This window comes from Streptomyces sp. R-74717, assembly GCF_047305335.1.
Taxonomy (GTDB): Bacteria; Actinomycetota; Actinomycetes; order Streptomycetales; family Streptomycetaceae; genus Streptomyces; species Streptomyces atratus.
In genome coordinates, this window is the sequence record NZ_CP102361.1 from 868,293 (window position 1) to 892,942 (window position 24,650).

Below are 24,650 nucleotides of genomic sequence, written 5' to 3' on the forward strand. Positions count from 1 at the left end.
CCGGCCTTTTCCGTCACCCGGGGCCGGTGGTCAGGAGGAGTCGGAGGTGCCGTCGCACCATTTCTCGTTCCGGACTTGCCAGTTGCCGTGAAACCGCCCAACGCGTATGGCCGAGCATGCCCCGGGAGCGAGGCCGCCGCTCTGCGCGATCGCGCTCAGGACCAGCAGGCGCCCGGGGTCGAGGTCCATGCGCGCCGCCCTCCTCTGCGTCAGGGGAAAACGTGCCACGGACCGTATCGACGCACTGCCCGCGCCGCTGTCACTACATGCGGCGCGGGCGGCGAATCTGCATCACAATTCCATCCGGTACCGGGCACAACAAGCAATCGCCCTGCTGCGACACGGCGCTCACAGCCTCGACGCCGACTTCGATGTCCGTGCTGTGTCTCTCGCCGCGCATCGGATCGGGGACGAGGTCCCGGCATGACCGTACGGGACCGCCCTCACATCAGTGCGTGACGATTCCGGCGACAAGGTTGATGGTGGTGGCCAGGATGCTGGCGCCGAAGACATAGGACAGCAGGCAGTGCCGGAGGGCGACCGCGCGAATCGTGGAACTGGAGACGTCGGTGTCGGATACCTGATAGGTCATTCCGAGGTTGTAACTGAAGTAGAGGAAGTCGCTGTACCGCGGCGGGTCGTTGGAATTGAAGTCGATCCCGCCTTCGGGTGTCAGGTAGTAAAGGAACGCGTAGCGGGCGGCGTACATCAGGTGGAGTGCCGCCCAGGCCATGAACACGCCACAGAGTGCCGTCGCGGCCGCGGCGTGGCTCAGCTCCGAGTCGCCGACCAGAAGCAGCGCCACGATGCCAACCAGTCCGCACAGGGCGGCCGCAACGACGACGAGTTCCTCGGTGACGGGCCGGAACTCCTCGCGTCGGACGTTGCGATGGGTGGTGGCGGCGTCCATGGGCCACAGGACCATCCACCCTGCCACGACGAAGATCGTCTCCGCCGCGGCGATTCCGGCGAGAATTCCAAGCGGTGTGTTGGTCAGTACACCGACGACCGCGCCGGTCACCGCTCCGACGACCGCCGAGCCGGCCAGTCGAGGAACGGCGGAAAGCGCCAACCAGTGGTTCATGGGCCTCAAGTGCGACCGCCTCGATAGCTCGGTGAAGGGTCTCAGGCCGGTCGCGCGACTCGGCGGGCAGACTCAGCACCGGCAGTCGTCGGGGGAACGGAACGCCACCGAGCGAGGTCGGAGCCAGTCCCTGGAGCCCCTCCCACACGGTGGCCTCACCGCCGGGGGCGACCATGGCCACCAGGAACACAGCCGTCGTCGAGGGCGGCTGTGACGACGGGCTGGGCCACAACCATGCGACTCCCGTCGAACAATGAGGCGCAAAGCAAATAAATAGGACAGCGTCAGAGTATCCGCGTGTGAACCAGGGTGCAGCCCGACAGCACGGCGACGCATCTCTGCGGAGGATCCCCCCAGGCCGCACCACGCCTCACCGGACCGGGATTCAGGCGTGCGGAACAACGCGCTCCGCCACAGGTGCGGCAGCGGCCGCGAGAGCCGGATGGCGTGCATTGATCAACAGGCATAGTCTGCCCGGAAGTGCCACTTTGTCACGTTGCAGCCCGAATGGTGGAAGGGTTGAGAGTCTTGATCGCCCATAATGACGAGCAGGAACCCCTGGAGCCCGGAGTGGGGTCCGCCCCCGAGGGGGATCCGGAGTTTCACCCCTACCACCACCCTGCTGCAGGCTGGGGCGCAGCCAAGAGCGTGAGCCGTTTCCTGGTGCGCGAGGGCGCGCTGGTGAACGGCCCTCGGGCAATCATGCGGATGAACCATGAGAACACCGGGTTCGACTGCCCCGGATGCGCGTGGCCGGACGACACCAAGGGGCTGCACCTGGACATCTGCGAGAACGGAATCAAGCACGTCACCTGGGAGATGACCCGCAAGCGGGTCGGACGCGAGTTCTTCGCCGCCCACTCGGTGACCGAGCTGTCCGGGTGGAGCGACTACGACCTCGAGAACCAGGGCCGGTTGACCGAACCGATGGTCTACGACGCCGATTCGGACCACTACGTGCCGATCAGCTGGAAGGACGCGTTCGAGGTGACCGGCCGTGCCCTGCGCGGACTGGACAACCCAAATCAGGCATCGTTCTACACCTCCGGCCGTCTCGGCAACGAGGCCACCTTCCTCTACCAGTTGATGGCCCGTGAACTGGGCACGAACAACCTGCCGGACTGCTCCAACATGTGTCACGAGGCCAGCGGTCGCGCTCTCCAGGCGTCCCTGGGCACCAGCAAGGGGACCGTCGACCTCAAGGACTGGGAGACCGCCGACGCGCTGTTCATCCTGGGAGTCAATGCCGCCTCCAACGCGCCCCGGATGCTCACCGCCCTCGCCGAGGCTTACCACCGCGGCGCCCAGATCGTGCACATCAATCCGCTGGTCGAAGCGGCCGCCACACGCACCATCGTCCCCCACGACTTCATGGACATGGCCCTCTTCAAGACGACCCGGACCAGCACCCTGAACCTGCAGCCGCGCATCGGCGGCGACATGGCTCTTCTGCGGGGCATGGCCAAGGCGATCCTGGAGCAGTCCGCAACCGACCCCAAGGCTCTGGACCGGGAGTTCATCGACCGCCATACCGCCGGCTTCGAGGAATACCGCGCACTGTGCGAGGCCACGCCGTGGGAGGAGATCGAGAACCAGTCCGGATTGAGCCGCGCCGAGATTCTCAAAGCGGCGCGCGTGTACGGCGAGGCCGACCGCAGCATCGTCAGCTGGTGCCTGGGCCTCACCCAGCACGAACACGGCGTCGACACCGTCCGGGAGATCGTCAACCTGCTTCTGCTCCGCGGCAATCTGGGGCGGGAAGGGGCAGGCCCCTCCCCCGTGCGAGGGCACAGCAACGTCCAGGGCAATCGCACCTGCGGCATCGATCACCGCCCCACGGACGAGTTCCTGGACCGCCTCGCCAACCGGGCCGACATGCGCGAACGCGCTATCGCAGACCTCGGCCCCGTCGACATCACGAGCACCGCGAAGGACGGCAGTCAGCGGTCCCTCAACGGCTACCTCGCCATCCCCTACGACATCCCCCGCGGCTGCGCAGCCGGCTACATGCCCGAGATGAACGTGCTGTGTGCGCTCAGCGACTACAGCGCCCAGAGCGACCAGCCGATCATGAAGCACGTCAAGGTCACCATCGGGCCCGCCGCCTGAGCAAGGAGCGCTCACAGGCGGAGTTCCGCGCAGCATCACCGCCACCGGACGAGCCGTTCCAGGAGAAGGTAGGCACGCTGCTCCGCGGCGGCAAGTTCGGTGGGGTCGATCTCCGCCGGCCAGAGCTCGCCCGCCGCGGCGTCGTCGGCCTCACGCAACTCCACCACGGCTGCCGCCAGGTTCGTCTGGACGATCGGGAACGACGGCACCGAGCAGTCGTCCAGCGCATGCTCCGCACGGTCGGACGCCTCCGTGCACGCGGCAAGTGCGCGCTCCGCTCGGACCGCGGCATGGTCATGGACCACCACAACCGCACGGCCCAACGCGATGGCGATCCCGAGAACGCTGCTCAGCGCCCGGTCCTGAACGAGGGCTCCGGCGGGTGAGGGAGCGGCCAGGTCTGTCAGCAGCAGCGCCAGCGGCGTGAGGAAGACGACGCCGAGACCGTAGTTGCGGGCCACGACGTACTCCAGCAGGAACTCCAGAAGAACGATCACGAGGACGAGCACCACGGGTTCGGGGCGCGCGGCCAGCACGCCGAGAGCGAGCATCAGTCCGGCGACCGTGCCCAAGGTGCGCTGCACGGCCCGCTGTGCCGCCGTACGGACGTTGATCGAGTGCAGCACCGCGGCGGCGGAGATCGCTGCCCAGTAGTTGTGTCCGAGGCCCAGCAGGAGGGCCGTCCCTCCCGCCAGCCCGGTGCCGAGGACCATCCGCAGGGCGGGAACGAGCAGGACCGACGCGTGACCGGGGCCGCCGTGGCCCTGCCCCGTCACCAGTTCCGAGGCGCGCAGTTCGGCAGCGCGCCGGGTGGCGGGATCGGCCGGAAACGGTTCGGGGCCGGCCACGGAGACCGTGCCGGCCTGGGCGACCACGGACAGGAGCGACAGCTCGGGCAGCAACTGCGGAACCCGCTGGCGCCGGCTCAGGAGCAGGCGAGCCTGGCGGCGCAGGTGCCGTGCCAGGCCGGTGGGTTCATCCGGTGGCCGGCGGGCGGAACCGATCAACAGCGACCAGGAGAGGTCGGTCAGGCGCACGCACGTGCCGCCCCGGCCGCCCCACTCCGCGGCTGTCGGAGGCATGACGCCGAGAGTCCGATACGCCTGTAGAACAGCAGCGGTCGCCCGGTGGCGAACGAGACCGCTTCCGTCCCCTGCGCCGGTTGCCTCCAACAGCTCTGCGAGCTCGCGCAGCGCTGCGGCCACGGCGAGACGCTGCGGGCGATCCGGGTGCACGAACCAGCCCGACACGGCCAGGACCCAGGCAACGGCCGCACCCGATGCGGCCAGGGCGGTCTGGGGGAGCATGTCGGCGGGGGCCGGCGAACCGTTGGCCGCCACGGCGAAGGAGAAGAGCAGCAGCACCGCGCCCAGCCCGCTCAGACGTGCCGCGTCACAGGCGAGCTTCGCAACACCGGCCACCATGGCCATGGCCGCGACCACCACGGCGGCGCCTGCTCCCCCGTCCCGTGGATGGGCCCACGCGGCGAGAGCCGAACCACAGCCCACACACGCTGTCATGGCCGCCGCGACCAACGCGAGGACGCGGGCACGACGCGCGTAGGGCAGGTTGCGACCGAACGTGGTGGTGAAGGAGCCCAGCATGGCGTAGACAGCCTGATCGGCCCGCCCGGCCAATGCCATTGGCAGCGCAGGCAGCGCCATGGCAAGCGCGGCACGCAGAGCGAAGGACAGGGCACCGTCCACGCTCTGCAGGGCGAGCGCGCCACGCGGGGAGAGCGCCCGCCGCACATGGGCTGCCGTACGCCGCCGACCGCTCCCGATCACCGCAGGGAGCGAAATATGCAAACGGTACATATCACCTGCTTCTGCTGTCCGGCGAGTCATCGATGACTGAATCCACTGGTGTGCCGAAGGTTCTGCACCGGTGGCACGCTGGTGGCCGAGCCAGGGCACACCGGCAACAGACCCTGGAGCCCTCGGGGGCGTTGAGACCGGTGCCGACCGCAGTCCCCCGACGGCCGGCAGCCAGGTCTTCGGCGACGAGGTCCTCAACCAACTCCGGCACCACTGCGAACTCGTCTCGATCAACGGCAACAGCTACCGGTCGTACAGGGTGTCAACGGACGAGCCGGACCATGGGACGCAGTCGTGACGTGAGGTCGGCCAGCAGCTGTTCGGCCTGTGGCAGTACGTGGGGTCCGAGGGAGGCGGTGCCGACGGCGACTGCCACTCCGGTCCAGGCCAGTGGGCCCAGCGGTGTGCACCCGAAGAAGTGGCTGACGACGGGTGTCTGGACCAGGGCGATGAGAACGGCGGCGGTGCCGAGGACTGTGGTCAGGACCAGCGTGCTGTGGCGGCGTCCGACGACGGTCTGCGTGAGCTGGGCTCCGACCACACCGCACAGGGCCATGGTGCTGGTGCGTCGTGCCGAGCCAGGAGTGAGGGTGCCGATGAGCCATGCGATGGCCGCACCGATACCGGTGATCAGGCCACGATGGCGGATCTGGCGTGTCAGCGGTAGCCCGAGGACGGCGAGGCCCACGGGTACGGTATCGGTTGCGGTGGGCTCACCGGCGGGTTCCGGGTCTTGAGGGGTAACCGCGACCGCCATCGCCGGGAACATGTCGGTGAGCAGGTTGACCAGCAGCAGCTGACGTGTCGACAGCGGCGACGTGCCGGACAGCAGTGTGCCCAGTACGGAGAAGCCGACCTCGCCGGCGTTCCCACCGAGCAGGATGCTGATCGCGTCGGCCACGCTGCGCCAAAGGGCTCGGCCTTCGCCGATGGCGTCGATGAGAACCGACAGTTCGTCGTTGGTGATCACGAGGTCCGCGGCATTGCGTGCGGCTGCCGATCCGCGCGCGGCGATACCGACCCCGACATCGGCAGCGCGGATGGCGGCGGCGTCGTTGGCGCCGTCGCCGACCATGCCGACGACGCAACCCGCCTCCCGGAGTGCCTCGACGACCTGGAGCTTCTGCTCGGGTGCGACGCGGGCCACGACGCCGCAGTCCCGGAGCAGGCGGGCCCGTCCCGCCCTGTCCAGTGAAGCCAACTCGTTACCGGTGACGACCGTGACATCAGGGGGCCAGCCCAGGGCGACTGCCACGGAGCGGGCGGTCTGTGGGTGGTCGCCGGTGAGCATGACGGGTCGTACGCCGACCTCTCCGAGACCGGCCACGAGCGGTGCGGAGCTGGCGCGGGGGGTGTCGGCGAGTGCCACGAACCCGATGAGCTCCAGCAGTTCGAGGGGCTTGTCCAGTGCCTCCGTCGCCTGGTCGTCCGTCGCGAGACGGCGCTGGGCGACGGCCAGGAGCCGCAGGCCCTGGCCGGCGAGGGAGTGTGCCTCTTCGACGGCTGCCGGATCCGTTTCCGGGCAGCAGGGCAGCACGACTTCCGGCGCGCCCTTGACGACCAGCATGTTCGCGCCGTCGGCGTCCCTTCCGGCGGCGGCGGCGTAGCCCCGGCTCGCCTCGAAGGGCTGGGCCCGCACGGTGGTCCACCCTGCCTCGGGCGGGGCTACTGCCAGGACCGCCTCGTCGGTGGCATGGGCGTGGACGCCCGGCTGCTCGGCAACGCGGGGGCAGGCCCTGGCGGCAATGCGCAGGATGTGTTCCGCCTCGACGGCGTCGGCCGGGTGCTCGACGCCTGTGCCGGCGATCAGGCGGACGACCCGCAACCGGTTCTCGGTGAGGGTCCCGGTCTTGTCGAAGCAGATGGTGTCCACGCGTCCGAGCGCTTCCAGGCTGCGTGGCGTGCGTACCAGGACGCCGAGCTTGCTCAGCCGCCGTGCCGCGGCCATCTGCGCGACGGTCGCCACGAGAGGCATGCCCTCGGGCACGGCGGCCACTGCGACTGCCAGTCCGCCCCGGAGGGCTGTGCGCACCGGGCGGCCGCGCAGCATGGACAGGCCGGCCACCGCGGCGCCCCCGACGAGGGTGAGGGGCAGCACCCGGCGGGTCAGCCGGTGCAGTCGTGCCTGAACCCCCGCCGAGGTGGGGACCCGGGCGGCGAGGGACGCCGCGCGGCCGGCTTCGGTCTGGTCACCCGTGCCCACCACCACTGCCCGGGCGTGGCCGGCCACCACCGTGGTGCCTTCGAACACCATGCAACTGCGGTCGGCGACGGACGCCTGCGGTACGGCGGCCACTTGTTTGCGGGTGGGCAGTGACTCGCCCGTCAGCGAGGACTCGTCCACCTCGAAGCCACTGACCTCCAGCAGCCGCGCGTCGGCCGGCACCACATCGTTGGTGCGCAGCTCGATCACCTCGCCGGGCTTCAGGCGCACGGCCTCGACGACGGATGCCTCCTCTGCTGACGGGTGAGCGAGTCGCCGGGCGGTTCGCCGCTGCCCGGTCACCAGTGCGGACAGCGCCTGCTCCGCGCGCAATCGCTGTACCCCGCCGACCAGGGCGTTCACCGCCACGGCGGCGATGACCAGGAATGCGTCCACCGCGGACCCCAGCAGTGCCTGCGCCGTGGCACCGACCACCAGGACCGGGGTGAACGGGTCGTCCAGTTCGGCCCACACGGCGCCGGCCAGACGTGCGCTCACCCGTGCAGGCGCGAAGGCCGGGTGCGTGGCAGCGGTGCCCGCGATGTGGCCGACCCGGGTCCGTACCACCGTCAGGGCGGTGGGCGCGGCGCGTGACGCCTTCGCCAGCCGGACCATGACCTGCTCGGGCTGCAGGGCGTGCCAGGGCACCCGCGGCCTGGGATGGGGGGTCGTACCTGCGGCTACACCGAGTGCGGCGCACCAGCCCATCACCAGGGCCGCGGCAGTGGCGACAGTGACGGGGCTGAGCCGCACTTCGAGGGGGAAGGGTACCCGCTGCGACCGAGCCCCCTGGGTGAGTACCAGGAGCTCGGAGAGCGTGGCGCCCGCCTCGGCGCAGAACTTGGCACTCCTGCTGACCGCCCGCGCTGCGGGTACGGCGGACAGCAGCCGCCACACGCCCTCCAATCCGCGCAGGGGCAGCAGATCGGCGCCCCAGACAATGGCGCTGCGCTCGTCGGTGACTGCGACGGCGATGTCGCTGCGGAGCAGTCCGTCGAGTACGTCGTGGGCGGCGGCAGTCAACTCCCGTTCGGTAGCCGCCCGGTCGTGCGGGACGCGCGCCACCGTGAGGACCGTTCGGCCCTCGTTCTGCAGGGCAGCCACCACCTCGGCCAACGGGATCTCGGCAGGGACGAGTTGGTCGGCCAGGGTCCCGAACTCGCCGAGCGAGTAGTCGTCCACCACCACGACGTGCAGACCGGCTCGGCGCGCTGCGTTCAGCGCGGCTTCGGCCATGGGGTCGACCTCCCAGCCGACCAGGACGGTGCCGACGTCCATTCCGCGATCCGACGCGATCAACAGTCCCGCGTCCGGCGCCGTCTCATCGGGCACTGAGCGAAGGCCGATGCACGACTCCTCGGACGGCGTTGCCTCGTCCTCGGGCGCGCTCAGGGCCGCGGTGGCTTCCTGCCACAACCGGTGGTGATCCCAGTCGGTCGCGCTGGGGTGGACCTCGAGCACCGTGCGCCGAGTGCTGCGCAGTGCTTCGGGATGCAGGACCACGGTGTCCACGAGCTCCAGTTGACGCAACCGCTCGGGGTCGCGGACCAGCACGTCCTCGCGCGCCAGGGCACTGCCGAGAGCCGCGGTGAAGGCCGCCGGGCCGTAGCGTGCGGCCTTGGGCGAACCGGCCAGTACGGTCTCGGCCGCCTCGTCCAGGCTGCGGGTGAACAGGAGCGTGGTGGCGGCGCCGCCCAGCATCCCGTTGACCGCGGCGGCGGCATATTCCTCGCCCGGGCACGGACGCAGCGGCGGACGTAGGACGTCGGTGTTGGCTACCGTCAGCCGGTCCGGGGCGCACAGCGTGTCGTGTACGGCGTCGAACGTCGCGAGCTGAGCCAGCGACTCCACCAACTGGGCGGCCCGCAGTGCCGCGTCGAGCAGCAGCGGACTCGGCGACTGCCCGATCCCGCAGATGGCCGCGTGGGCCGCGGCCAGCACCAGATCGGCTGCGTCCGGGCCCAGTGCACGGCTCAGCACCACGCGTACCCGCGAGTCCTCACGCATCATGACGACCGCGGCCACCATGGCCTCCGGTGCGCGCTTCACAAAGGCTGCCCGTGCGGCGAATGCGACGCCGATGCCCGCTGCGTCGCACGCCAGGGCGACAGCGTTGGCGCGTACGCCCCCGGCGGCGCCCGGGTGCACGTGTTCCAGCGTCTGATCGCCGACGTGCACCAGCCCGTGTTCGGCGGCCAGTTCGGACACCTGGTCCACCACCCGCTCGCTGACCGCGTCGTCGGTGGTCTGCACGACCAGCCGCCCCAGGCCGCCGTCCCAGTAGGCGATCAGCACGTCAGGGTGCTCGGCCAGCTCGACGGCCACCTTTCGGGCGGCGGCCTCGAGTCGTTCAACGGTTCGAACGGGTGCGTCCGGGTGGTGCTCCAGTGCGAGGTGCATCCGGGTTCCGGCGCGCCAGTAACCGACCTGAGGAGTCATGGCGTTGCGGGCGACCCTGCCGACCCGCAGCGCGGTCGCCGACACCGCCGCCGCCCCGTCCACCGCGCCGCGTGCGCCGGCGTTCACAAGCTCAGCGGCCAACCGCGCCGCATCTACGGTCGGCGGGGCGATCCGGCGGGTGGCCTCGACCGGCACGGCCAAGGCGTTCTGGAGGGCCACGGCGGGCAGCCCGGTCAGGAAGCGGAGCAGCATGTCTCACCTTCGCGGGCTTGCCGCACGCGGCCGGGCGGAACGGTCGTAGCAGGTGCCGGGCACGGAACGGTCGTAACGGCGGATGGGAGGCGACCTCAGGGCTTCTTCCGCCCACGTGCCTTGGCACGCGAGGTGCCCGTGGCGCTCTTGGCTGCGCGCTTGGACGCGCGGGCCTTCGCCGCCCCGGAGGCGGTCGACGCCTTTGCCGGGCGGGTCTTCGCCGCACCGGAGGCGGTCGATGACTTGGCCGGACGTTTCTTTGCCGTTTTCGAGGTGGTCGATGCTTTGGCCGAGCGGGTCTTCGCCGGCCTCGCGGTGGTCCGCGCCTTGGCCGACCTGGCGCCCTGCTTCGCCGGCAACCCTTCGGTGCGGGCCTCGCCGGCGGCGGGGGCCGCCGCGACGTCCGTCGGACGCGGCTGTGTGAGCCACACCACCGCGGCGCCCGCCATGGCCACGGGCCACTCGACCACACCGGCTACGCCGAGCAGTCCGGCACCGGTGTACGCCGCGACACGCCGTGCATGCGGCGAGACGATCCCGACGGAGTCCAGAACACCGTTGACGATCCCTTTGACCCGATCCGCCCCGGGGACCCTCTCCACTGCTGTCGTCACCCTCTGCACGGGGTGCGCCAGTGTCTCCTGGACGCGATGCTGCACCTTTGTGTCCCCTGAGTCAGACGCATGGGAACTGTCAGTCATGGTCGCTCTCTCTCCATGGGGCAGGGGTGACGGACGGCACGTGACCGTGACGCCACTCACGTTTCAGTAACCTTGACAAGATCGCGCAACTCCGGCAAGCCTGGACATATCCGCTTACCGCCATATGAGGTAACAGGCGGTGGACGCCTCAGCGCCAAGGGCTTTCCCGGCTGCGGCAATTCCGAGAAGAACCAACTGCCCGGTCCGGACAGCGGATCGCCGACCGACACCCGCGTGTGCCCTGGGCCGCGAGGCGATGAGGGCATGAGCGCCCGTCCCAGGCCAGAGCCTGCTTCCCGAACGTTCGCCCACCGACTACGTCGCCGCCTGACCGCGGCCCCTGCGCTCGTTGAATGACCCGCCAAAACACTGCACTCTGCCTGACCGGCCGGCCGACATCAGGCGCCCTACCTCCAGTGGAGGCCGCTTCATGCGCATCGAACTGACCTGGCCGCGCTCCGGCACCGAAGACCGGACCCTGACCCTGGCCCTCCCGGACCTGCCCGCCACCGGCCTGCTCCGCCCAGCCCTGCGGTACACGAGCCGGTTGTGGACTCCTGCTGCCCTCCGGCGCGCCGCAGCATGCGTGGAGCCCGTCATCGGAGCCGCGGCCCACGCCTCCGGCGCGAACGCACTCACCCGGGCCGCCCTGCCGTACGCCGTCCGGTTCACCCGGCAAGCACTCCTCAGCGGCACACCCGCCGCCATCCCGAGCCAGGCTGCGCGAGAGCCGCTGTGTGGTGACACGGAGGCCGGCCCGGGGCGGTGTGAGGCTCGTCCCGGCCCACTGTCAGCGGGCGGGTCCACCGTGCTCGGACACAGGAACCCAGCGTGAGTATGGGGAGACCATGACCAGACTCGAGAATCAGCCGAACACCGCACTTCTCGTCGTCATCGCCGTCGCGCAGCGGCCCGTCGGCCGGGGCCGACGGGCCGCACCGGTGGTGTCGGTCGGCAGGTCATGCCTGCGGTGACAGACCGTCGTCCACGGCCACGTTCTGGGGGTACAGCGTAATGCCGGAGTTCCTGGCCTGTTCGAGAATCAAGGTGGCGAAATCCTCCTCGACGTGCCCCGCGCCTATGGCAGCCGCGACAAGCTGAGCGGTGGCGGCGGCGAGCGGCATCGGGACCTCCAGCTCGCGGGCCTCGGACAATCCCAGGTCGAGGTCCTTTCGCAGCAGCGGCATGGTGAACGTCGGCGTGAAGTCCAGGTTGACCAGCGCGGGCGACTTGTAGCGGGTGTAGTCCGAACCCATCACGGAGTCGTTGAGGAATTCCAGGAAGGCGGCACGACTGACACCGCCCTTCTCTGCGAGGACGGTGATCTCGGCGAGCGACTGGGTGACGACACCCAGAAAGACGTTGTGCGCGATCTTGACGAGACGGGCGACTTCGTCCTTGCCGACGTAGGTCACCCCGCGCCCGAGGAGTGCCAGCAACGGCTCGACCCGGCCGAACACCTCGCGCGATCCGGAGACCGCGACCGTCAGCTTCCCTGCGGCGACCGCCTTCGGGCTCCCACTCACCGGGGCGGCCAGGAATTCGGTCCCACGGTTGGCGGATTCGCCCCGGATCAGCGCGGACGTCCGGGTCGAGACCGTCGAGCTGTCGATCAGCACTCCGGGCGCGGTGTCCGGCGAGGTCAGCACGCCGCCGGGGCCCGTGGTGACCGCCTCCAGGTCAGACGAGGCGGAGACCATGGTGAAGACGACATCCCGGTCGGCCAGATCGACCGGCCGGTCCACGATCGTCGCTCCCTGTTCCGCCAGCGGTTCGGCCTTGGATCGGGTCCTGTTGCAGACGGCTACGTCGTGCCCCGCGTCCAGCAGCCGGGCGGCGAGTTGGAAGCCCATACGGCCTGCACCGATCCAGCCGATACGCGGGTGGTCCCGGGCGACATACGTCATTTCTCTGTCTCAATCCTGGAAGTCGGCTCAAGTGGGCCCTGCGGGCCCCGGCCGGACGGCGGCTACAACCGACAGGCGACGGCCTCAGCATGCGCTTGCACGAGCGCCCCCGCCCTGCCGGACACGGTGACGATCCAATGCTTCTCCGGCCAACTACTGCGCTCAGCGCCTCGTTCATGTGCGGGTGACGGCCGGGGTGGTGCGAGAAGGCCCGGCAGGACGCCGTGACGGCCCCCAACCACCTGATGCTCCATCGCGCGCCCCTGCCCTTCTTGGGTCAGAGCCAGCCGCCGTCGGCCTGGATGGTCCGGCCGGTGATGAACGAGGCGTCGTCCGACACCAGGAACGAGACCACCGCAGCGATTTCGGAGGGCTGGGCCATCCGCCCGAGCGAACTGGCAGTGCGAATGAGGGTGTCGAAATCGGTGTCGACATCGGGATGGACGTAGTAGGAAGCCGCGTGAGCGGACATGTCGGTGACGGTTCCACCCGGCGCGATGGCATTGATCGTGATGCCACGCCGGCCGAGTTCGGGGCTGAGGTTGAGCGCGATGCATTCGACGGCGGCCTTACTCGACGCATAAAGGGCGTGGTAGAAAACCGCCTTGTGGGCACTCTGCGATGACGTCAGTACGATCCGCCCTCCTTCGCCCATATGCCGTACCGCGTTCTGTACGGCGAAGAACTGGGCTCGTGTGTTGATGGCAAAGACACAGTCGAAGTCGGCGGGGGTGACATCGTCCAGCTTGCCGAAGTACTCAATTCCGGCGTTGCTGACGAGAATGTCGATTCCACCCAGAGCTTCGGCGGTCTGATCGACCAGCCGACGGATCTCGTCCGGATCGCTGATGTCCGCCTTGATCGCCACCACGCGGCGGCCGTCGGCGGTGATTTCGGCGGCGAGCGCCTCGGCCGCGTCGCCGCTGCTCCGGTAGTTGATCGCCACGTCGGCTCCGTCAGCGGCCAGCCTGCGGGCCACAGCCGCACCGATCCCTCGTGCGCCGCCGGTGACCAGTGCCTTCCTGCCTGTCAGCTTTCCGCTCATCGATCTTCTCCCCTCCACGGGAATCCCGCAGTCATACCGAATGCGGGTAACACGGCGTATGAGTCCCGGAACTCACGGCGGCAGATGACTTCTTCACCGTGCATACGCAGTGGAGGACTGCCATGACCGTCCTCGTCACGGTGAGGGCGTGCTCGTTGACCACCGGGCCGTCAGCACCAGAATCGCCCCGGCCTGGGCACCGGCGCCACTCGGAGCAAAGTCCGGCCCGCGTGGCGCGCCCGCCGCGGCTACCAGGTCGGCGACGACGGACAGGTCCTACTGCCGCAGCCAGGTGTGGGCCTCGCCAGGCAGAGCGCTGGGTTTTGCTGGCTGTGTCCAAGCGCGCAGAGGCGTCCATCCTGCGAGGTGAGGAGTCACTGCACCCCGTGGGGCCGGAACTGGATACTGATGCGTCCTCCCGCAGCCCGAGCGGTCTTGGGGATGGCGTGCTCCCAGGTCCGCCGGCAGGAACCGCCCATCACGATCAGGTCGCCGTGCCCGAGTGGCCGCCGGACGACATCGCCGCCGCGGCGCGGGCACAGCAGCAGGTCGCGGGGCGTTCCCACGGAGAGGATGGCGACCCTCGTGTCCTCACGGGCCCCCCGGCCGATGCGGTCGCCGTGCCAGGCCACGCTGTCGCGCCCGTCGCGGTAGTGGCACAGTCCCGCCGTCGTGAAGGGTTCGCCGAGCTCGGCGGCGTAGTGCGCGGAGAGCGCCTGCCGCGCCTCGTCCAGGACGGGGTGCGGCAGCGGTTCGCCGGTGCGATAGAAGGCAAGCAGGCGCGGGACGTCCACGACCCGCTCGTACATCTGCCGTCGCTCGGCCTTCCAGGGAACGTCCTTGGCCCGTTCGCGCGACAGAGCCACCCCCGATCTGCGGACGTCGCCCGGTCGCCGTCCACCCGCACGGTGGCGTGGCGATGGTGGATGTTCGCCAGTGCCGGCATCCGCAACCTGTTCGCCGCGACCGCACTGCCGACGGCGACCAATACACCGACGCGTCGCTACGAGTCATAGGCACCGCCTTCGCCGGAGGCCGGGCCTGCGGCGCCGCAGCCGCCCGGTGCACCCACCCCGAAAGACAGCCATCGCCGAAGTCCGGTCAGCACTGCGCACCCAAGTGGCGCGAGTCCGAGCATCCAATATATTACGTTTTGCGAAACAGTCGTGTAACTGGCGGCATTCCAGACGCCGGTCGGGCTGCCGCATGCGGTCGCGCGCCGTTTGAGCCGGGGCCGGTTCACGGAATCCGATGGCGGCAGCGCCGTACGGTTTTCCACCTGGCTCCTTGCCTGAGAGGAACCATGACTGACGAGACATCCGCGAACCTGAAGGACGGGTGGAGCGGCGAAGGGTGCCCGGCGAGTGCGTTTGCCCGGCGGTCGTTTCTGTACGGCGCCGCCGCGGGCGTGGCCGGAGCGGCGGGCGGCACAGCCTTGGGCAGCGGTGAGGCGCTCGCCGACACGATGGTCGACAGCAAGGCGCAACCGAAATCCCGCACGGTTCCCTTTCACGGCCATTACCAGGCAGGCATTGCCACTGCGCCTCAACAGGACGGGATTTTCGTCTCGTTCGACGTGACCGCTTCCAACCGCGCGGAGCTCACCGATCTGTTCCGCACGCTGACCGCGCGGGCCCGCTTCCTCACGGCGGGCGGCAGGCCACCGGAGGTCCCCCCGACCGCAACGCCATCGGACAACGGCATCATGGGACCCGCGTTCGTGGCGGATGGTCTCACCCTCACGGTCGGAGTGGGCGCGTCCCTCTTCGACGACCGCTATGGATTGAGCACGCGCAAGCCGGTCCAGCTCGTCACGATGACGGCCTTCCGCCACGACGACCTGGACCCCGCGCTGAGCCAGGGCGACCTGCTGATCCAGATCTGCGCTGATCACCGCGACACAACCGTGCACGCGCTGCTCGACATCCTGACCCACACCAAGTCCGCGATGAAGCTGCGCTGGCGCATCGACGGCCAGCGTAATCCGGAGCGTCCCGTCGGTGTCCGGCGTGACTGGTTCGGCTTCAAGGACGGCATCTCCAACCCGACCGTCACCGACGACGCCCAGATGAATCAGGTGGTCTGGGTCCAGCCGAAGAGCGCCGAACCGGCCTGGGCCGCGGGTGGCACGTACCACGTGGTGCGTATCGTGCACTTCTTTATCGAGGCCTGGCAGAAGGTGCCCGTTGCGCAACAGGAGCGGATCTTCGGCCGCCGCAAGGCGAGTGGCGCCCCCATGTACGCCGTGGATGAGAACGCCACGGATCTCCTCGACCCCATCTATACCAACGACCCTCAAGGTCTGATCACCCCGCTGAATTCTCACATCCGCCTCGCCAATCCCCAGACTCCGCAGACGGCGGCGACCAGCACCATCCTGCGTCGCAGTTACGACTACGACCGCAGCCCCAACCCACCGGAACTCGACATGGGGCACGCATTCGTCTGCTTCCAGCAAGAGCTGAACACCTATGTCGCCATGCAGACCCGGCTGGAAGACGAAGCACTGGTGCCGTTCATCAGCCCACGGGGCGGGGGTTACTTCTTCGCACTTCCCGGAGTTCGGGACGAGAAGGACTACTACGCCCGCGGGCTCCTGACCTGATCCTTCTCCGCCCCGGACGGCGTCGGCCAGACGCCGCCCCGCTCGGCCCCGGACCGAATCATCGCAATGCGCACAGGAGGCGAGATGTTCTCTGCCCTGCGGCCCCGAGTCGGCAACGGCCGCCGGCGACCCGGCAGGACGCTCCGGCCGGCACTCGCGGCCGGCATCGGGATCCTGTTGATCTCCTGCACGCCCGCCACCTCGGTCCGCAAGGACTCCGCCGTGCCGGTCGCGCCCGTCCACGCCGGTACCAGTGGCCGCGTGTATGTCACGAACCAGCAGGACGACACGCTCTCGGTGATCGACGCCGGCACCTACAAGGTCATCGCGACCGTGCCGGCCGGCGTGGCGCCCGAAGGCGTCGCGGTCGCCAAGGACGGCAAGCACGTGTACATCGCCAACAGCGGCTCGGCCCGGGTCTCGGTCCTCGACACCCGGAACAACAAAATCGTCGCAGCCGTGCCGGTCGGAAAGAGCCCCACCGGTGTCGGCCTCAGCCCCGATGGCAACTCCCTCTACGTCACCAACGGCAGTTCGAACACCGTCTCGTTGATCGACACCCGAACCAACCGGGTGGCCGCGACCATCCCGGTCGGCAAGTCTCCGGTGAACGTGGCGTTCAGTCCTGACGGCGCTTCGGCCTACGTGGCGAATTCCGGGTCCGGCAGTCTGTCGGTCATCAACACCCGCACACGCCGGGTCGACCGGAACCTCCCCGCAGGGCGCTCCCCGGTGGGCGTCGCCATCACCCCGGACGGCAAGTCGGCCTACGTCGCCGACGAGGTGGCAGCGCACGTCCTTGCCGTCGGAACCCGTACCGGCAAGGTGAGCACCGTGTCCGTCGGCGAGGGCCCCTTTGACGTGGCCGTCGGGCCCGACGGCCGCTTCGCCTACTCCGCCGATCTCGGCCCGGGCAACGTATCCGTGATCGACACCGGCAGCCACCGTGTCTCGGCGACCATTGCCCTGGGCCCTCCCGGCACCGACCCGTTCAACCTGGAGGTCACCAGCGAGGCGATCTACGTCACGAACCAGGGAGCGGGCACCCTCGAGGTCATCGACCCGAATTCCCACAAGGTCGTCGCGACTGTCACCCTCGGCGCCGGCCCCTACGGCGTGGCGGTGAGCTGAGCCCGCGACACGCCACCGGACCATGCGCGTCGGTGTCCAGGATGCCGGCGCCTGGGACCGGAATGCCTGGCTGGAGCAGGCGATGGGCGCGCTGCGCTGCACACCGCCGGAGGTTTCCTTGCCAGGAAGGAATCGGGTTGCCGGCGGAACATGGACAAGGGGAACAGAAGAGGGGTCTTCCATGTCTCACACTTCCACCGTCGCTGTTCTGGGAGCAGGCGCACTCGGCGCCGCGATGGCGATGCGTCTCGGAGATACCGGCCACGAGGTACGGCTCTGGAACCGTACAAAGTAGAGGGCCCGTGCGGTGGCGGAGCACGCAGGCGGGGTCACGGCAGTGAGGGCGGTGGGCGATGCGGTCTCCGGCGCGTCCGTCGTCATCACTGTGCTCCGTGACGGCGATGCGGTCGCGGAGGTCATGTCGGATGCCATCGGTCGGCTCGACAACGATGCCGTCTGGGTGCAGGCGAGCACGGTAGGGCCACGGTACGCCGGCGTGCTGGCCGGTCTGGCCCGTGATCACGGTGTTGCGTACCTCGACGCACCGGTCTCGGGAAGCACCGCTCCCGCTCGGCAGGGCAAAATTGTCTGGTTGGCAGCCGGCCCCGAGGGCGTCCTTGCGCGGGCGCGTCCCCTGCTCGACGATCTCGGCTCGACCGTGCTCCACGTCGGAACGGGGGGCGAGGGCAGCGCTGTCAAGCTTGTGGTCAACGCGTGGATGGCTGCCTCGACGGTCGCCATGAGCGACGTCCTTGCGCTGTGCGACGCACTCGGCGTCGACCACACGACGTTCGTCCGGGTGCTTGAGGCGGGCCCGCTCGCCATGCCGTACGAGTTGCAGAAGGTAGGCGCCATGGACGACGCCTCGTACGCGCCCGGATTCGCGGTGCAACTCGCCCTGAAGGACATCGAACTGGCCGCGGCAGCCGCCACCCCCAGCCCTCTGCTGCAGGCCGTCCGAGACCGCCTGGAAGCGACCGTCGCAGCCGGCCACGACAACGACGACCTCGCCGCCGTCGACTACTTGAGGAAGCCGCCGTCGTAGTCCGTATGCGGGCCGTCATTCCGGTCCCGGCCGCCCAGGGTCACCAGAGCAGCAGGGCGGCAGTGAGCGCGACGGTCAGTACGACGCCTGCTGCCAGTGGTCCACCGGTCCGGCCAGCGACGCACAGCCGTTCCTGTCGGATGTCGGCTGCAGCGTTCCTGCAGCGCACTACGGACAGGCCGGCCTGGCCGCTCCTGCAGCCATCAGCAGGGCTCCTGCGGCCAATGACCGGGTATGGCCGTACTCGATGAGCTTGGCCACGGCCGGCCCGAGCGCCATTTGGTGGCGACGCTGCAGTGTGCAGGCAACCGCCGCGCCGGCCTCATGGAGTTCCGCGACATACCGGGCCAGGTCCCCAAGGGCCCCCGAGCCACCTCCACCGCGTCCTGGGACGGGGTGCGTCTGGCAGATGTGGGCCGAGGCCGGACTGCAGGCGGAAGCAGCCCACATCGCCTTTACCGGCTCCGACGTGTCACAGGACGCCGACTTACTTCAGCCCTTCGGTGCCTCCATCTCGGCACATGCCACCCCTGACTGGACGCTCCGGTGTCCGAGAAGCTGAAGACCGTCGAGCAGCACAAGGCCACATGCCGAGCCCGGCCTGTACACGGCCCGGGCCGAGACCGATCGGCGCAGCCACGCGTCCGATCAGCACGGACGCCGATGGCCCACCATGGGGGACGTGCCTGAAGATCCCGTGACAGGCCGCCGCTCCGGCCGCCTGCCGGTGGGCGGCAAGGTGGGTCTCGTCGCACGAACGGTCCCGCCCCGGCAGTCGTCCTCCCCCCTCACCGTCGCCGTCGCCTGCGAAAGGGTTCCCCTCTGCAGAAACCGGCGCAGATGGTGTGCCACGACGGGGGACTGAGGTGCAACTCGGCATGGAGGAGCGGCAGGTGGACCTGGGCGGGCGGGCACAACCGGGACCTGGGTAAGCCTCCGTCAGGGTGCTGTCTGCGCTGTTGGCAGCCTCCGGCTGCGGCCATTCGCGGACGGCTACGGCGAGCGTGATCCGCCCGTCCGCCGCAGCGCGGCAGAATGACTCGACCGGCTACGAATCGGTGGGCGACGCGGCTGGGGGTTCTGAGTCCGTATGCCACCGGAGTGCACCGGTCCAAGTGCGCCACCGCTGAGTCCCGCTTCTACGGATTTCCTTGTCAGCTACCTGTCAGCCAGAAAGGACCACTGGATCGTGACCACTTCGATCACCGTCGGAGGAAGCAGCGGACTGGGCCGCGCTGTAGCCCAGCGATTCGCCGACCGCGGCGACACTGTCATCATCACCAGCCGCACCAAGGCTCACGCCGACACCGTGGCCGGCGAAATCGGCGGCGTCACCCGAGGCCTGGCCGTCGACCTGTCGCGGCCGGAGACGATCGCCGCCGCGCTCGGCGAAGTGCGCGAGGTCGACAACCTGGTGATCACCGCCATCAAACAGGGCGTCAACTCTCTCGCTGACTTCGATATCGCCGCAGCCATCGAGAGCGTGACCACCAAACTGGTGGGCTACACCGAGACCGTACGAGCCCTGCGTGACCGGTTCACCCCCGGAGCGTCGGTCGTGCTCTTCGGTGGCCTGGCCAAGGAACGCCCGTACCCCGGTTCCACCATGGTGACCGCCTTCAACGGTGGCATCACCGGTCTGGTGAAAACCCTGGCCGTGGAAATCGCACCCCACCGCATCAATGCGATCCACCCGGGCGTGGTGGGAGACAGCCCGAAGTGGCGCGACGCACCCGAGCACCCCCACCTGGCGCGTACCCCTATCGGACGCCTCGTGACAACTGCGGAGGTCGTCGATGCCACCGAATTCGTCCTCCGCAACACCGGCGTCAACGCCATCGACCTGTTCGTCGACGGCGGACTGCGCGTGACCTGACGCATCGGGGTACCCGCACCGGCCGTACGGGCACCACAAGTCCGACCGCTCGACGACAGCACCCACCGCGCCCCGGCGCATCCGGCCTCGACCGGTCGTGGGCTGTCAGGCCGACCGGGGGTGAGAACACCGAGCCCTTTCCAACCTCGGGTTGAGGCCTGTTCTCCGAGCGCGCGAAGCCGCGCTTGCGCGACGTTCACCGCCCGCCGGCGGACCGAGAGGTGCTGGCGACGGCCACGGTGGACGACTCACGCCGTGCCGTCGGCACCTTGGTAGCCCCTGTCCGCCCGGCAACCACGGTGATCAACCCCGGAGGAAGGCCTCGGCCGGGGCAGCGGCCGTGGAGCTGCTCTCCGCGCTGCCGGAGCCCCCGACCGTATCTTCACCCGTCGTTTCCGCATCTTTGCGGGAATGATGGAGCCATGGCGAACCCGACGATCCTGGCTGTCGACGACGACCCGGCGGTCTCCCGGGCGGTCGCCCGCGACATCCGGCGCCAGTACGGCGACCGCGGACGCCGAGGATGCCGTCGGCGACTGGCTCGATGAACACGGGGTGACAGAAGCATGGGAACTGGCGCCGACACTGGTCGCCGCGGATATCGACGTACCGTGGCTGACCTCGGCCGCCGACACCATCGGTGTGGACAACCTCGGCCCCACGGTGCGCTGGCTGGCGTACACCATCGATGCGGAACTTCTGATGGGCGAGATCGAAGATGCCGTGACCCGCATCTCCGGGCTGGTCGGTGCCGCCAAGCAGTACGCGCAGCTGGACCGGGCGCCGCAGCAGACCGTGGATGTGCACACATTGCTCGACGCCACGCTGACGATGCTGCAGGCGAAGATCCCCTCCGGTGTCCGGGTGGTCAAGGAGTACGCCCCTGGGCTGCCGCCGATTCCGGCTTTCGGAGCCGAACTCAACCAGGTGTGGACCAACCTGATCGTCAACGCCGTCGATGCCATGCCTGACGGTGGCACGCTGACGATTCGGACGTGGCGGGAGGACGCGCGGCTGCTCGTGGAGGTGGCCGACACGGGCACAGGCATTCCGGCTGAGATCAGGCCCCGGATCTTCGAGCCGTTCTTCACCACCAAGCCGGTCGGTGAGGGCACTGGGCTGGGGCTTGACATCTCCTACCGCATCGTCGTCAACAAGCATCATGGGGACATCCGCGTCTCTTCGCGCCCCGGCGACACCCGCTTCCAGGTGTGTCTGCCGATCGCCCCGGAGCCCGAGGACTCCTGAGGTCTTTCGCGGCACCCAACAGCGGGGGCAGCGCTGGGCTCGGCCCTGCCCTGTCCGCGGGTGCGATCCGTTACCTCCTCACGACCGGGCACAACTACCTCCTCCACGGCGGAGGCCGATGCCACTGACCATCCACTACGACGACGACCGCCGTGGCCCGCCGACGCACCAGCCGTATGTCAAGGGAGCCAGGCAGATTACCGAACGACTCACCGGGGCGGCGCCCCGGAGTGGCGACTCAGCAGACATACGGAACATATCGCCTGCTGACAGCGAGAGCACTCCCGGGGAATCACGCCCGGAGAAAACTGGGGCACCCGCACTTCAAACATGGAATTTCAGACGTTCTTTTTCCAGAACTCATGGATAGCGGGTGCCTCACAACGCACCTGAGTAGAAAAGAAGTTGACGGACGCGGCCAGGGCAGTGAGTCGTTGACTGGCCCCTTTCGATCATGCAATCATTCGAATGCACATCCTGTATCCGCTTTTCGTACACCCTGCACCAGTATTCGAACACGCCAGGCGCGGTGGAGGTCGGCGGGCCTGTGCCTCAGGCCGGTCACCATCGCCCTCTACGAGCCGTCACTGCCTCGAAGGGGGCCCATGCAGTTCAGGATTCTTGGGCCGCTCGAAGTCGTGGACGACGGCAGGCACATAGATGTCAGCGGGCAGCGTCAGCGCACGGTTCTGGCGATGCTGCTCCTCGAATCGGGACGTGTCGTCTCCAATGACCGCCTGGTGGAGGCCATATGGGAACGGAAGCCACCGGCGACGAGCCGCACCCAGGTGCAGATCGGCATCTGCGCGCTGCGGCGCATGCTCCCCGCGGGGCCCCACCCCGGCCCCATCGTGACCCGCTCGCCCGGCTACCTCTTACGGATGACCGAGGGGCAACTCGACCTCCACGCCTTCGAGGAACGGGTTGCCGCAGGCCGAAGGGCCGCTACCGCCCATCAACCCCAACAAGCAGTAAAGGAGTTACGGGCGGCGTTAGGGCTGTGGCAGGGTCACGCCCTGACCGATATCAGCAGCAAGCCGGTGCGGGCGAACGCCGTCCAACTCGACGAGCGGCGCCTCGCCGTACAGGAACAATGTCTTGAACTCGAACTACGGCTGGGCAATCACCACCGCGCCGTAAGTGAACTCGGCGCTCTGGTCGCCGCCCACCCCCTCCGGGAACGCCTGAGGGTGCTCCTGATGACCGCGCTCCACCGCGCGGGACGCCAGGCCGAGGCCCTGGACGCCTACCGCCAGGCGCGTGCGGCCCTCGTCGAGAGGCTCGGCATCGAGCCCGGCGCAGAACTGCAGCGACTTCACCGCATGATCCTGGCGGGGGAAGAGGAGTGGGGCACGCCGCCCCGGGTCCAGCCCTTCATCAAGGTGACGGCGCCCGCCGCCGCGCCGGGCGGACCCTGCAGCGGCCCTGCGGTCCCGGCCCTTCCGGCGGTGCCGGCGCCTGCTGCGTTTCCGGCGCACAAGATTCCGCGGCTGCTGCCCGCCGATATCGCCGACTTCACCGGCCGCACGCGAGCGATCCAGCGCATTCTGGCCACCCCCACCCACACCGACGCACCCCGAACCGTCGTCCCCGTCACCGTGATCACCGGACGCGGTGGCTCCGGCAAGACGACCCTGGCCGTACATGTCGCCCATCGGCTCGCTCCGGACTACCCCGACGGGCAGCTCTTCGCGAAACTGTCCGGCGCCCCGAACCACCCGACGAGCGCCGCCGAGGTGCTCCGGCGCTTCCTGCGCGCGCTCGGGGTGAGCGACGAAGCCGTCCCGAGCAGCGTCGAGGAACGCGCCGAGATGTACCGTGACCTGCTGGCGGAGCGCCGGGTCCTCGTCGTGCTGGACGGCGCGGCGTCCGAGTGCCAGGTCACCCCGCTGCTCCCCGGGTCGTCCGGATCGCGGGTGCTGATCACCTCGTGGCGGCGCTTCACCGGGCTGTCCGCGGACACCCGTATCGAGCTCTCCAGATTCCGGCGGGAAAGCTCCGTGGAAATGCTGATGAAGATCATCGGACGGCGGCGGGTCGCCGCCGAACCGCTGGCCGTCGAGGAGCTCTGCCGTGCCTGCGACGATCTGCCGCTCGTGCTGCGCGCGGCCGCCGCACGCCTGGCCGCCCGGCCGCACCGGGCCGTGGCGGACGCCGTCGCCCAGGCCGAGGCGGTGGACGGATGCGCCGACGTGGCCCGCCGCCCGGACGAACTGCGCCACGTGGAACAGACGGTCCGCACGTGCATGACCCCGGCTTACGGGGCGCTCAGTCCGGAGGCCCGGCGGGCTCTGCGCCGCCTCGCCCAGTTGGAGATACCCGACTTCGCCCCCTGGGTCGGCGCCCCCCTCCTCGAATGCGAACCGCACCGCGCCCAGGACCTGCTGGACGAGCTCACCGAGTCCTACCTGCTCGACGCAGTGGTGGACCAGGCGTCCAGAGCCGTCCGGTACCGCTTCCCCGCCTTCGTACGGGCCTTCGCTCTGGAGCGCCTGGCGGCGGAGGAGCCGCCGGAGGAGCAGCGGGCGGCGTTACGGCGCGTTCTCGACACCTTGGCGTATCTCATTGGAGAAGCGCAGCGCCGCAGCGGCAACGGGGACCCGCCCGTATCGGATGAGCCCATCCGATGCCATGCGATGCCGCGAAGCCTGATCGACCGTCTGCTGGCGGACCCGTTCGCCTGGTATCAGCAGGAGCGCGCCCAGGTGGAGGCGGCGGGCCGGCAGGCGGCCGAAATCGGCCTGCGGACCATTTCCTGTCGCCTGGCGAGCAGTTCGACGGTGCTGGCCCGGAAGTGATTCCTCCTCGGGTGGCAGCGCGGCGGTTCGGCCGTGGGCACCGATTCCCTTTTGCCCGCCCGATATCGGCGCGCATCACGTCACGCCTGTCCTGCTGACAGCCTCTGGGGCGGTCCCGTAAAACTCCCCCGCGAACCTCGACGGGCTCCGCAGGAACGCCGCGCCCGGACGCGATTCAATCTACCGTTCAAATACAAGGCGGACGTGCGCTTATTTGGCTCTATGGCTTCCCTAAATTTGCGCTAAGGATGTGATTCAAAACCCTCCCGATCACTAAAAGGCGCAGGTCAGATGCTAAACACGAGGGTTGACCGGCCCTGATGCGCTTCTCTAATGTGACAGCGCTCCTCCATGTCCCATGCAAATAATCCCGCAGTTCTTCGCAGCGTTCACAGGTTCTCTTCGGCGATGCACGTACGCACTGCTCTG

18 protein-coding genes and 1 pseudogene are annotated in these 24,650 nt (G+C 69.1%); 12 read left to right on the forward strand and 7 right to left on the reverse strand.

The genetic code is table 11. The features are described 5' to 3' along the window. Nucleotides 1-448: 448 nt before the first annotated feature. Nucleotides 449-1,084, reverse strand: a complete 636-nt coding sequence (locus tag NRF20_RS04055) for a DUF1345 domain-containing protein (protein WP_266355066.1) — start codon at nucleotides 1,082-1,084, stop codon at nucleotides 449-451. A gap of 507 nt (nucleotides 1,085-1,591) precedes the next feature. Between NRF20_RS04055 and NRF20_RS04060 the strand changes: the two genes are divergently transcribed. Beyond that, nucleotides 1,592-3,193, forward strand: coding sequence for a molybdopterin-dependent oxidoreductase (locus tag NRF20_RS04060; protein ID WP_413752017.1), 1,602 nt, complete (start codon nucleotides 1,592-1,594; stop codon nucleotides 3,191-3,193). Nucleotides 3,194-3,228: 35 nt separating this feature from the next. Here NRF20_RS04060 and NRF20_RS04065 read toward each other — a convergent pair whose 3' ends face one another. The 3 genes from NRF20_RS04065 to NRF20_RS04075 all read right to left on the reverse strand — a co-directional run bounded on the left by NRF20_RS04065 (nucleotide 3,229) and on the right by NRF20_RS04075 (nucleotide 10,524). Beyond that, nucleotides 3,229-5,010 carry an FUSC family protein gene (locus tag NRF20_RS04065; protein ID WP_398632051.1) on the reverse strand — a complete coding sequence of 594 codons (1,782 nt, stop codon included), beginning with the start codon at nucleotides 5,008-5,010 and terminating at the stop codon, nucleotides 3,229-3,231. Between the two features lie 262 nt (nucleotides 5,011-5,272). After that, nucleotides 5,273-9,865, reverse strand: coding sequence for an HAD-IC family P-type ATPase (locus tag NRF20_RS04070; RefSeq protein WP_413752018.1), 4,593 nt, complete (start codon nucleotides 9,863-9,865; stop codon nucleotides 5,273-5,275). Nucleotides 9,866-9,960: 95 nt separating this feature from the next. Then, nucleotides 9,961-10,524 carry a hypothetical protein gene (locus tag NRF20_RS04075; RefSeq protein WP_398632053.1) on the reverse strand — a complete coding sequence of 188 codons (564 nt, stop codon included), beginning with the start codon at nucleotides 10,522-10,524 and terminating at the stop codon, nucleotides 9,961-9,963. A gap of 472 nt (nucleotides 10,525-10,996) precedes the next feature. On the opposite strand from NRF20_RS04075, the gene NRF20_RS04080 reads away from it, so the two are divergent. After that, nucleotides 10,997-11,401, forward strand: a complete 405-nt coding sequence (locus tag NRF20_RS04080) for a hypothetical protein (protein ID WP_413752019.1) — start codon at nucleotides 10,997-10,999, stop codon at nucleotides 11,399-11,401. A gap of 13 nt (nucleotides 11,402-11,414) precedes the next feature. Further along, on the forward strand, nucleotides 11,415-11,540 hold the full coding sequence (locus NRF20_RS04085; protein WP_413752020.1) for a hypothetical protein: 126 nt from the start codon (nucleotides 11,415-11,417) through the stop codon (nucleotides 11,538-11,540). On the opposite strand, the gene NRF20_RS04090 is transcribed toward NRF20_RS04085, so the two are convergent. From NRF20_RS04090 to NRF20_RS04100, 3 genes are all read right to left on the reverse strand, one after another. After that, a complete protein-coding gene (locus tag NRF20_RS04090) occupies nucleotides 11,526-12,473 on the reverse strand; it encodes an NAD(P)-dependent oxidoreductase (protein WP_398632056.1) in 948 nt (315 codons plus the stop codon). The genes NRF20_RS04085 and NRF20_RS04090 overlap by 15 nt on opposite strands. 277 nt (nucleotides 12,474-12,750) lie before the next feature. Then, a complete protein-coding gene (locus NRF20_RS04095) occupies nucleotides 12,751-13,518 on the reverse strand; it encodes an SDR family NAD(P)-dependent oxidoreductase (RefSeq protein ID WP_413752021.1) in 768 nt (255 codons plus the stop codon). 374 nt (nucleotides 13,519-13,892) lie between these two features. Further along, nucleotides 13,893-14,327, reverse strand: coding sequence for an alpha-ketoglutarate-dependent dioxygenase AlkB (locus NRF20_RS04100; protein WP_413754521.1), 435 nt, complete (start codon nucleotides 14,325-14,327; stop codon nucleotides 13,893-13,895). A 494-nt stretch (nucleotides 14,328-14,821) separates the two neighbouring features. Here NRF20_RS04100 and NRF20_RS04105 point away from each other — a divergent pair, with 494 nt between their 5' ends. The 9 genes and pseudogenes from NRF20_RS04105 (at nucleotide 14,822) to NRF20_RS04145 (ending at nucleotide 24,221) form a co-directional block, all read left to right on the forward strand. Next, nucleotides 14,822-16,123, forward strand: coding sequence for a Dyp-type peroxidase (locus tag NRF20_RS04105; protein ID WP_398632058.1), 1,302 nt, complete (start codon nucleotides 14,822-14,824; stop codon nucleotides 16,121-16,123). An 84-nt stretch (nucleotides 16,124-16,207) separates the two neighbouring features. Beyond that, nucleotides 16,208-17,254, forward strand: coding sequence for a beta-propeller fold lactonase family protein (locus tag NRF20_RS04110; protein WP_413752022.1), 1,047 nt, complete (start codon nucleotides 16,208-16,210; stop codon nucleotides 17,252-17,254). A gap of 181 nt (nucleotides 17,255-17,435) precedes the next feature. Next, a pseudogene (locus NRF20_RS04115) lies at nucleotides 17,436-17,915 on the forward strand (NAD(P)-binding domain-containing protein); the annotation flags it as partial. Continuing rightward, nucleotides 17,913-18,299, forward strand: coding sequence for an NAD-binding protein (locus tag NRF20_RS04120; RefSeq protein ID WP_413754522.1), 387 nt, complete (start codon nucleotides 17,913-17,915; stop codon nucleotides 18,297-18,299). The pseudogene NRF20_RS04115 and the gene NRF20_RS04120, both read left to right, overlap by 3 nt. 234 nt (nucleotides 18,300-18,533) lie before the next feature. Next, nucleotides 18,534-18,833 (forward strand): molybdopterin-dependent oxidoreductase, encoded by a 300-nt coding sequence (locus NRF20_RS04125; RefSeq protein ID WP_398632060.1) that lies wholly within the window; start codon nucleotides 18,534-18,536, stop codon nucleotides 18,831-18,833. A 655-nt stretch (nucleotides 18,834-19,488) separates the two neighbouring features. Beyond that, nucleotides 19,489-20,175: an SDR family oxidoreductase gene (locus NRF20_RS04130; RefSeq protein WP_398632061.1), complete on the forward strand. Its 687-nt coding sequence runs from the start codon at nucleotides 19,489-19,491 to the stop codon at nucleotides 20,173-20,175. A 422-nt stretch (nucleotides 20,176-20,597) separates the two neighbouring features. Beyond that, nucleotides 20,598-20,723: a hypothetical protein gene (locus NRF20_RS04135; RefSeq protein WP_413754705.1), complete on the forward strand. Its 126-nt coding sequence runs from the start codon at nucleotides 20,598-20,600 to the stop codon at nucleotides 20,721-20,723. 7 nt (nucleotides 20,724-20,730) lie between these two features. Next, nucleotides 20,731-21,423 (forward strand): sensor histidine kinase, encoded by a 693-nt coding sequence (locus NRF20_RS04140; protein WP_413752023.1) that lies wholly within the window; start codon nucleotides 20,731-20,733, stop codon nucleotides 21,421-21,423. Nucleotides 21,424-22,028: 605 nt separating this feature from the next. Next, complete coding sequence (locus tag NRF20_RS04145; protein WP_413752024.1) at nucleotides 22,029-24,221, forward strand: BTAD domain-containing putative transcriptional regulator; 2,193 nt, start codon at nucleotides 22,029-22,031, stop codon at nucleotides 24,219-24,221. Nucleotides 24,222-24,650: the final 429 nt, after the last annotated feature.

Coding starts and splice junctions, on each gene's coding strand:
- NRF20_RS04055 (WP_266355066.1), bottom strand. CDS start 1,084: ATGAACCACTGGTTGGCGCTTTCCGCCGTTCCTCGACTGGCCGGCTCG.
- NRF20_RS04060 (WP_413752017.1), top strand. CDS start 1,592: ATGGTGGAAGGGTTGAGAGTCTTGATCGCCCATAATGACGAGCAGGAA.
- NRF20_RS04065 (WP_398632051.1), bottom strand. CDS start 5,010: ATGTACCGTTTGCATATTTCGCTCCCTGCGGTGATCGGGAGCGGTCGG.
- NRF20_RS04070 (WP_413752018.1), bottom strand. CDS start 9,865: ATGCTGCTCCGCTTCCTGACCGGGCTGCCCGCCGTGGCCCTCCAGAAC.
- NRF20_RS04080 (WP_413752019.1), top strand. CDS start 10,997: ATGCGCATCGAACTGACCTGGCCGCGCTCCGGCACCGAAGACCGGACC.
- NRF20_RS04085 (WP_413752020.1), top strand. CDS start 11,415: ATGACCAGACTCGAGAATCAGCCGAACACCGCACTTCTCGTCGTCATC.
- NRF20_RS04090 (WP_398632056.1), bottom strand. CDS start 12,473: ATGACGTATGTCGCCCGGGACCACCCGCGTATCGGCTGGATCGGTGCA.
- NRF20_RS04095 (WP_413752021.1), bottom strand. CDS start 13,518: ATGAGCGGAAAGCTGACAGGCAGGAAGGCACTGGTCACCGGCGGCGCA.
- NRF20_RS04100 (WP_413754521.1), bottom strand. CDS start 14,327: ATGTACGAGCGGGTCGTGGACGTCCCGCGCCTGCTTGCCTTCTATCGC.
- NRF20_RS04105 (WP_398632058.1), top strand. CDS start 14,822: ATGACTGACGAGACATCCGCGAACCTGAAGGACGGGTGGAGCGGCGAA.
- NRF20_RS04110 (WP_413752022.1), top strand. CDS start 16,208: ATGTTCTCTGCCCTGCGGCCCCGAGTCGGCAACGGCCGCCGGCGACCC.
- NRF20_RS04125 (WP_398632060.1), top strand. CDS start 18,534: ATGGCCGTACTCGATGAGCTTGGCCACGGCCGGCCCGAGCGCCATTTG.
- NRF20_RS04135 (WP_413754705.1), top strand. CDS start 20,598: ATGGCGAACCCGACGATCCTGGCTGTCGACGACGACCCGGCGGTCTCC.
- NRF20_RS04145 (WP_413752024.1), top strand. CDS start 22,029: ATGCAGTTCAGGATTCTTGGGCCGCTCGAAGTCGTGGACGACGGCAGG.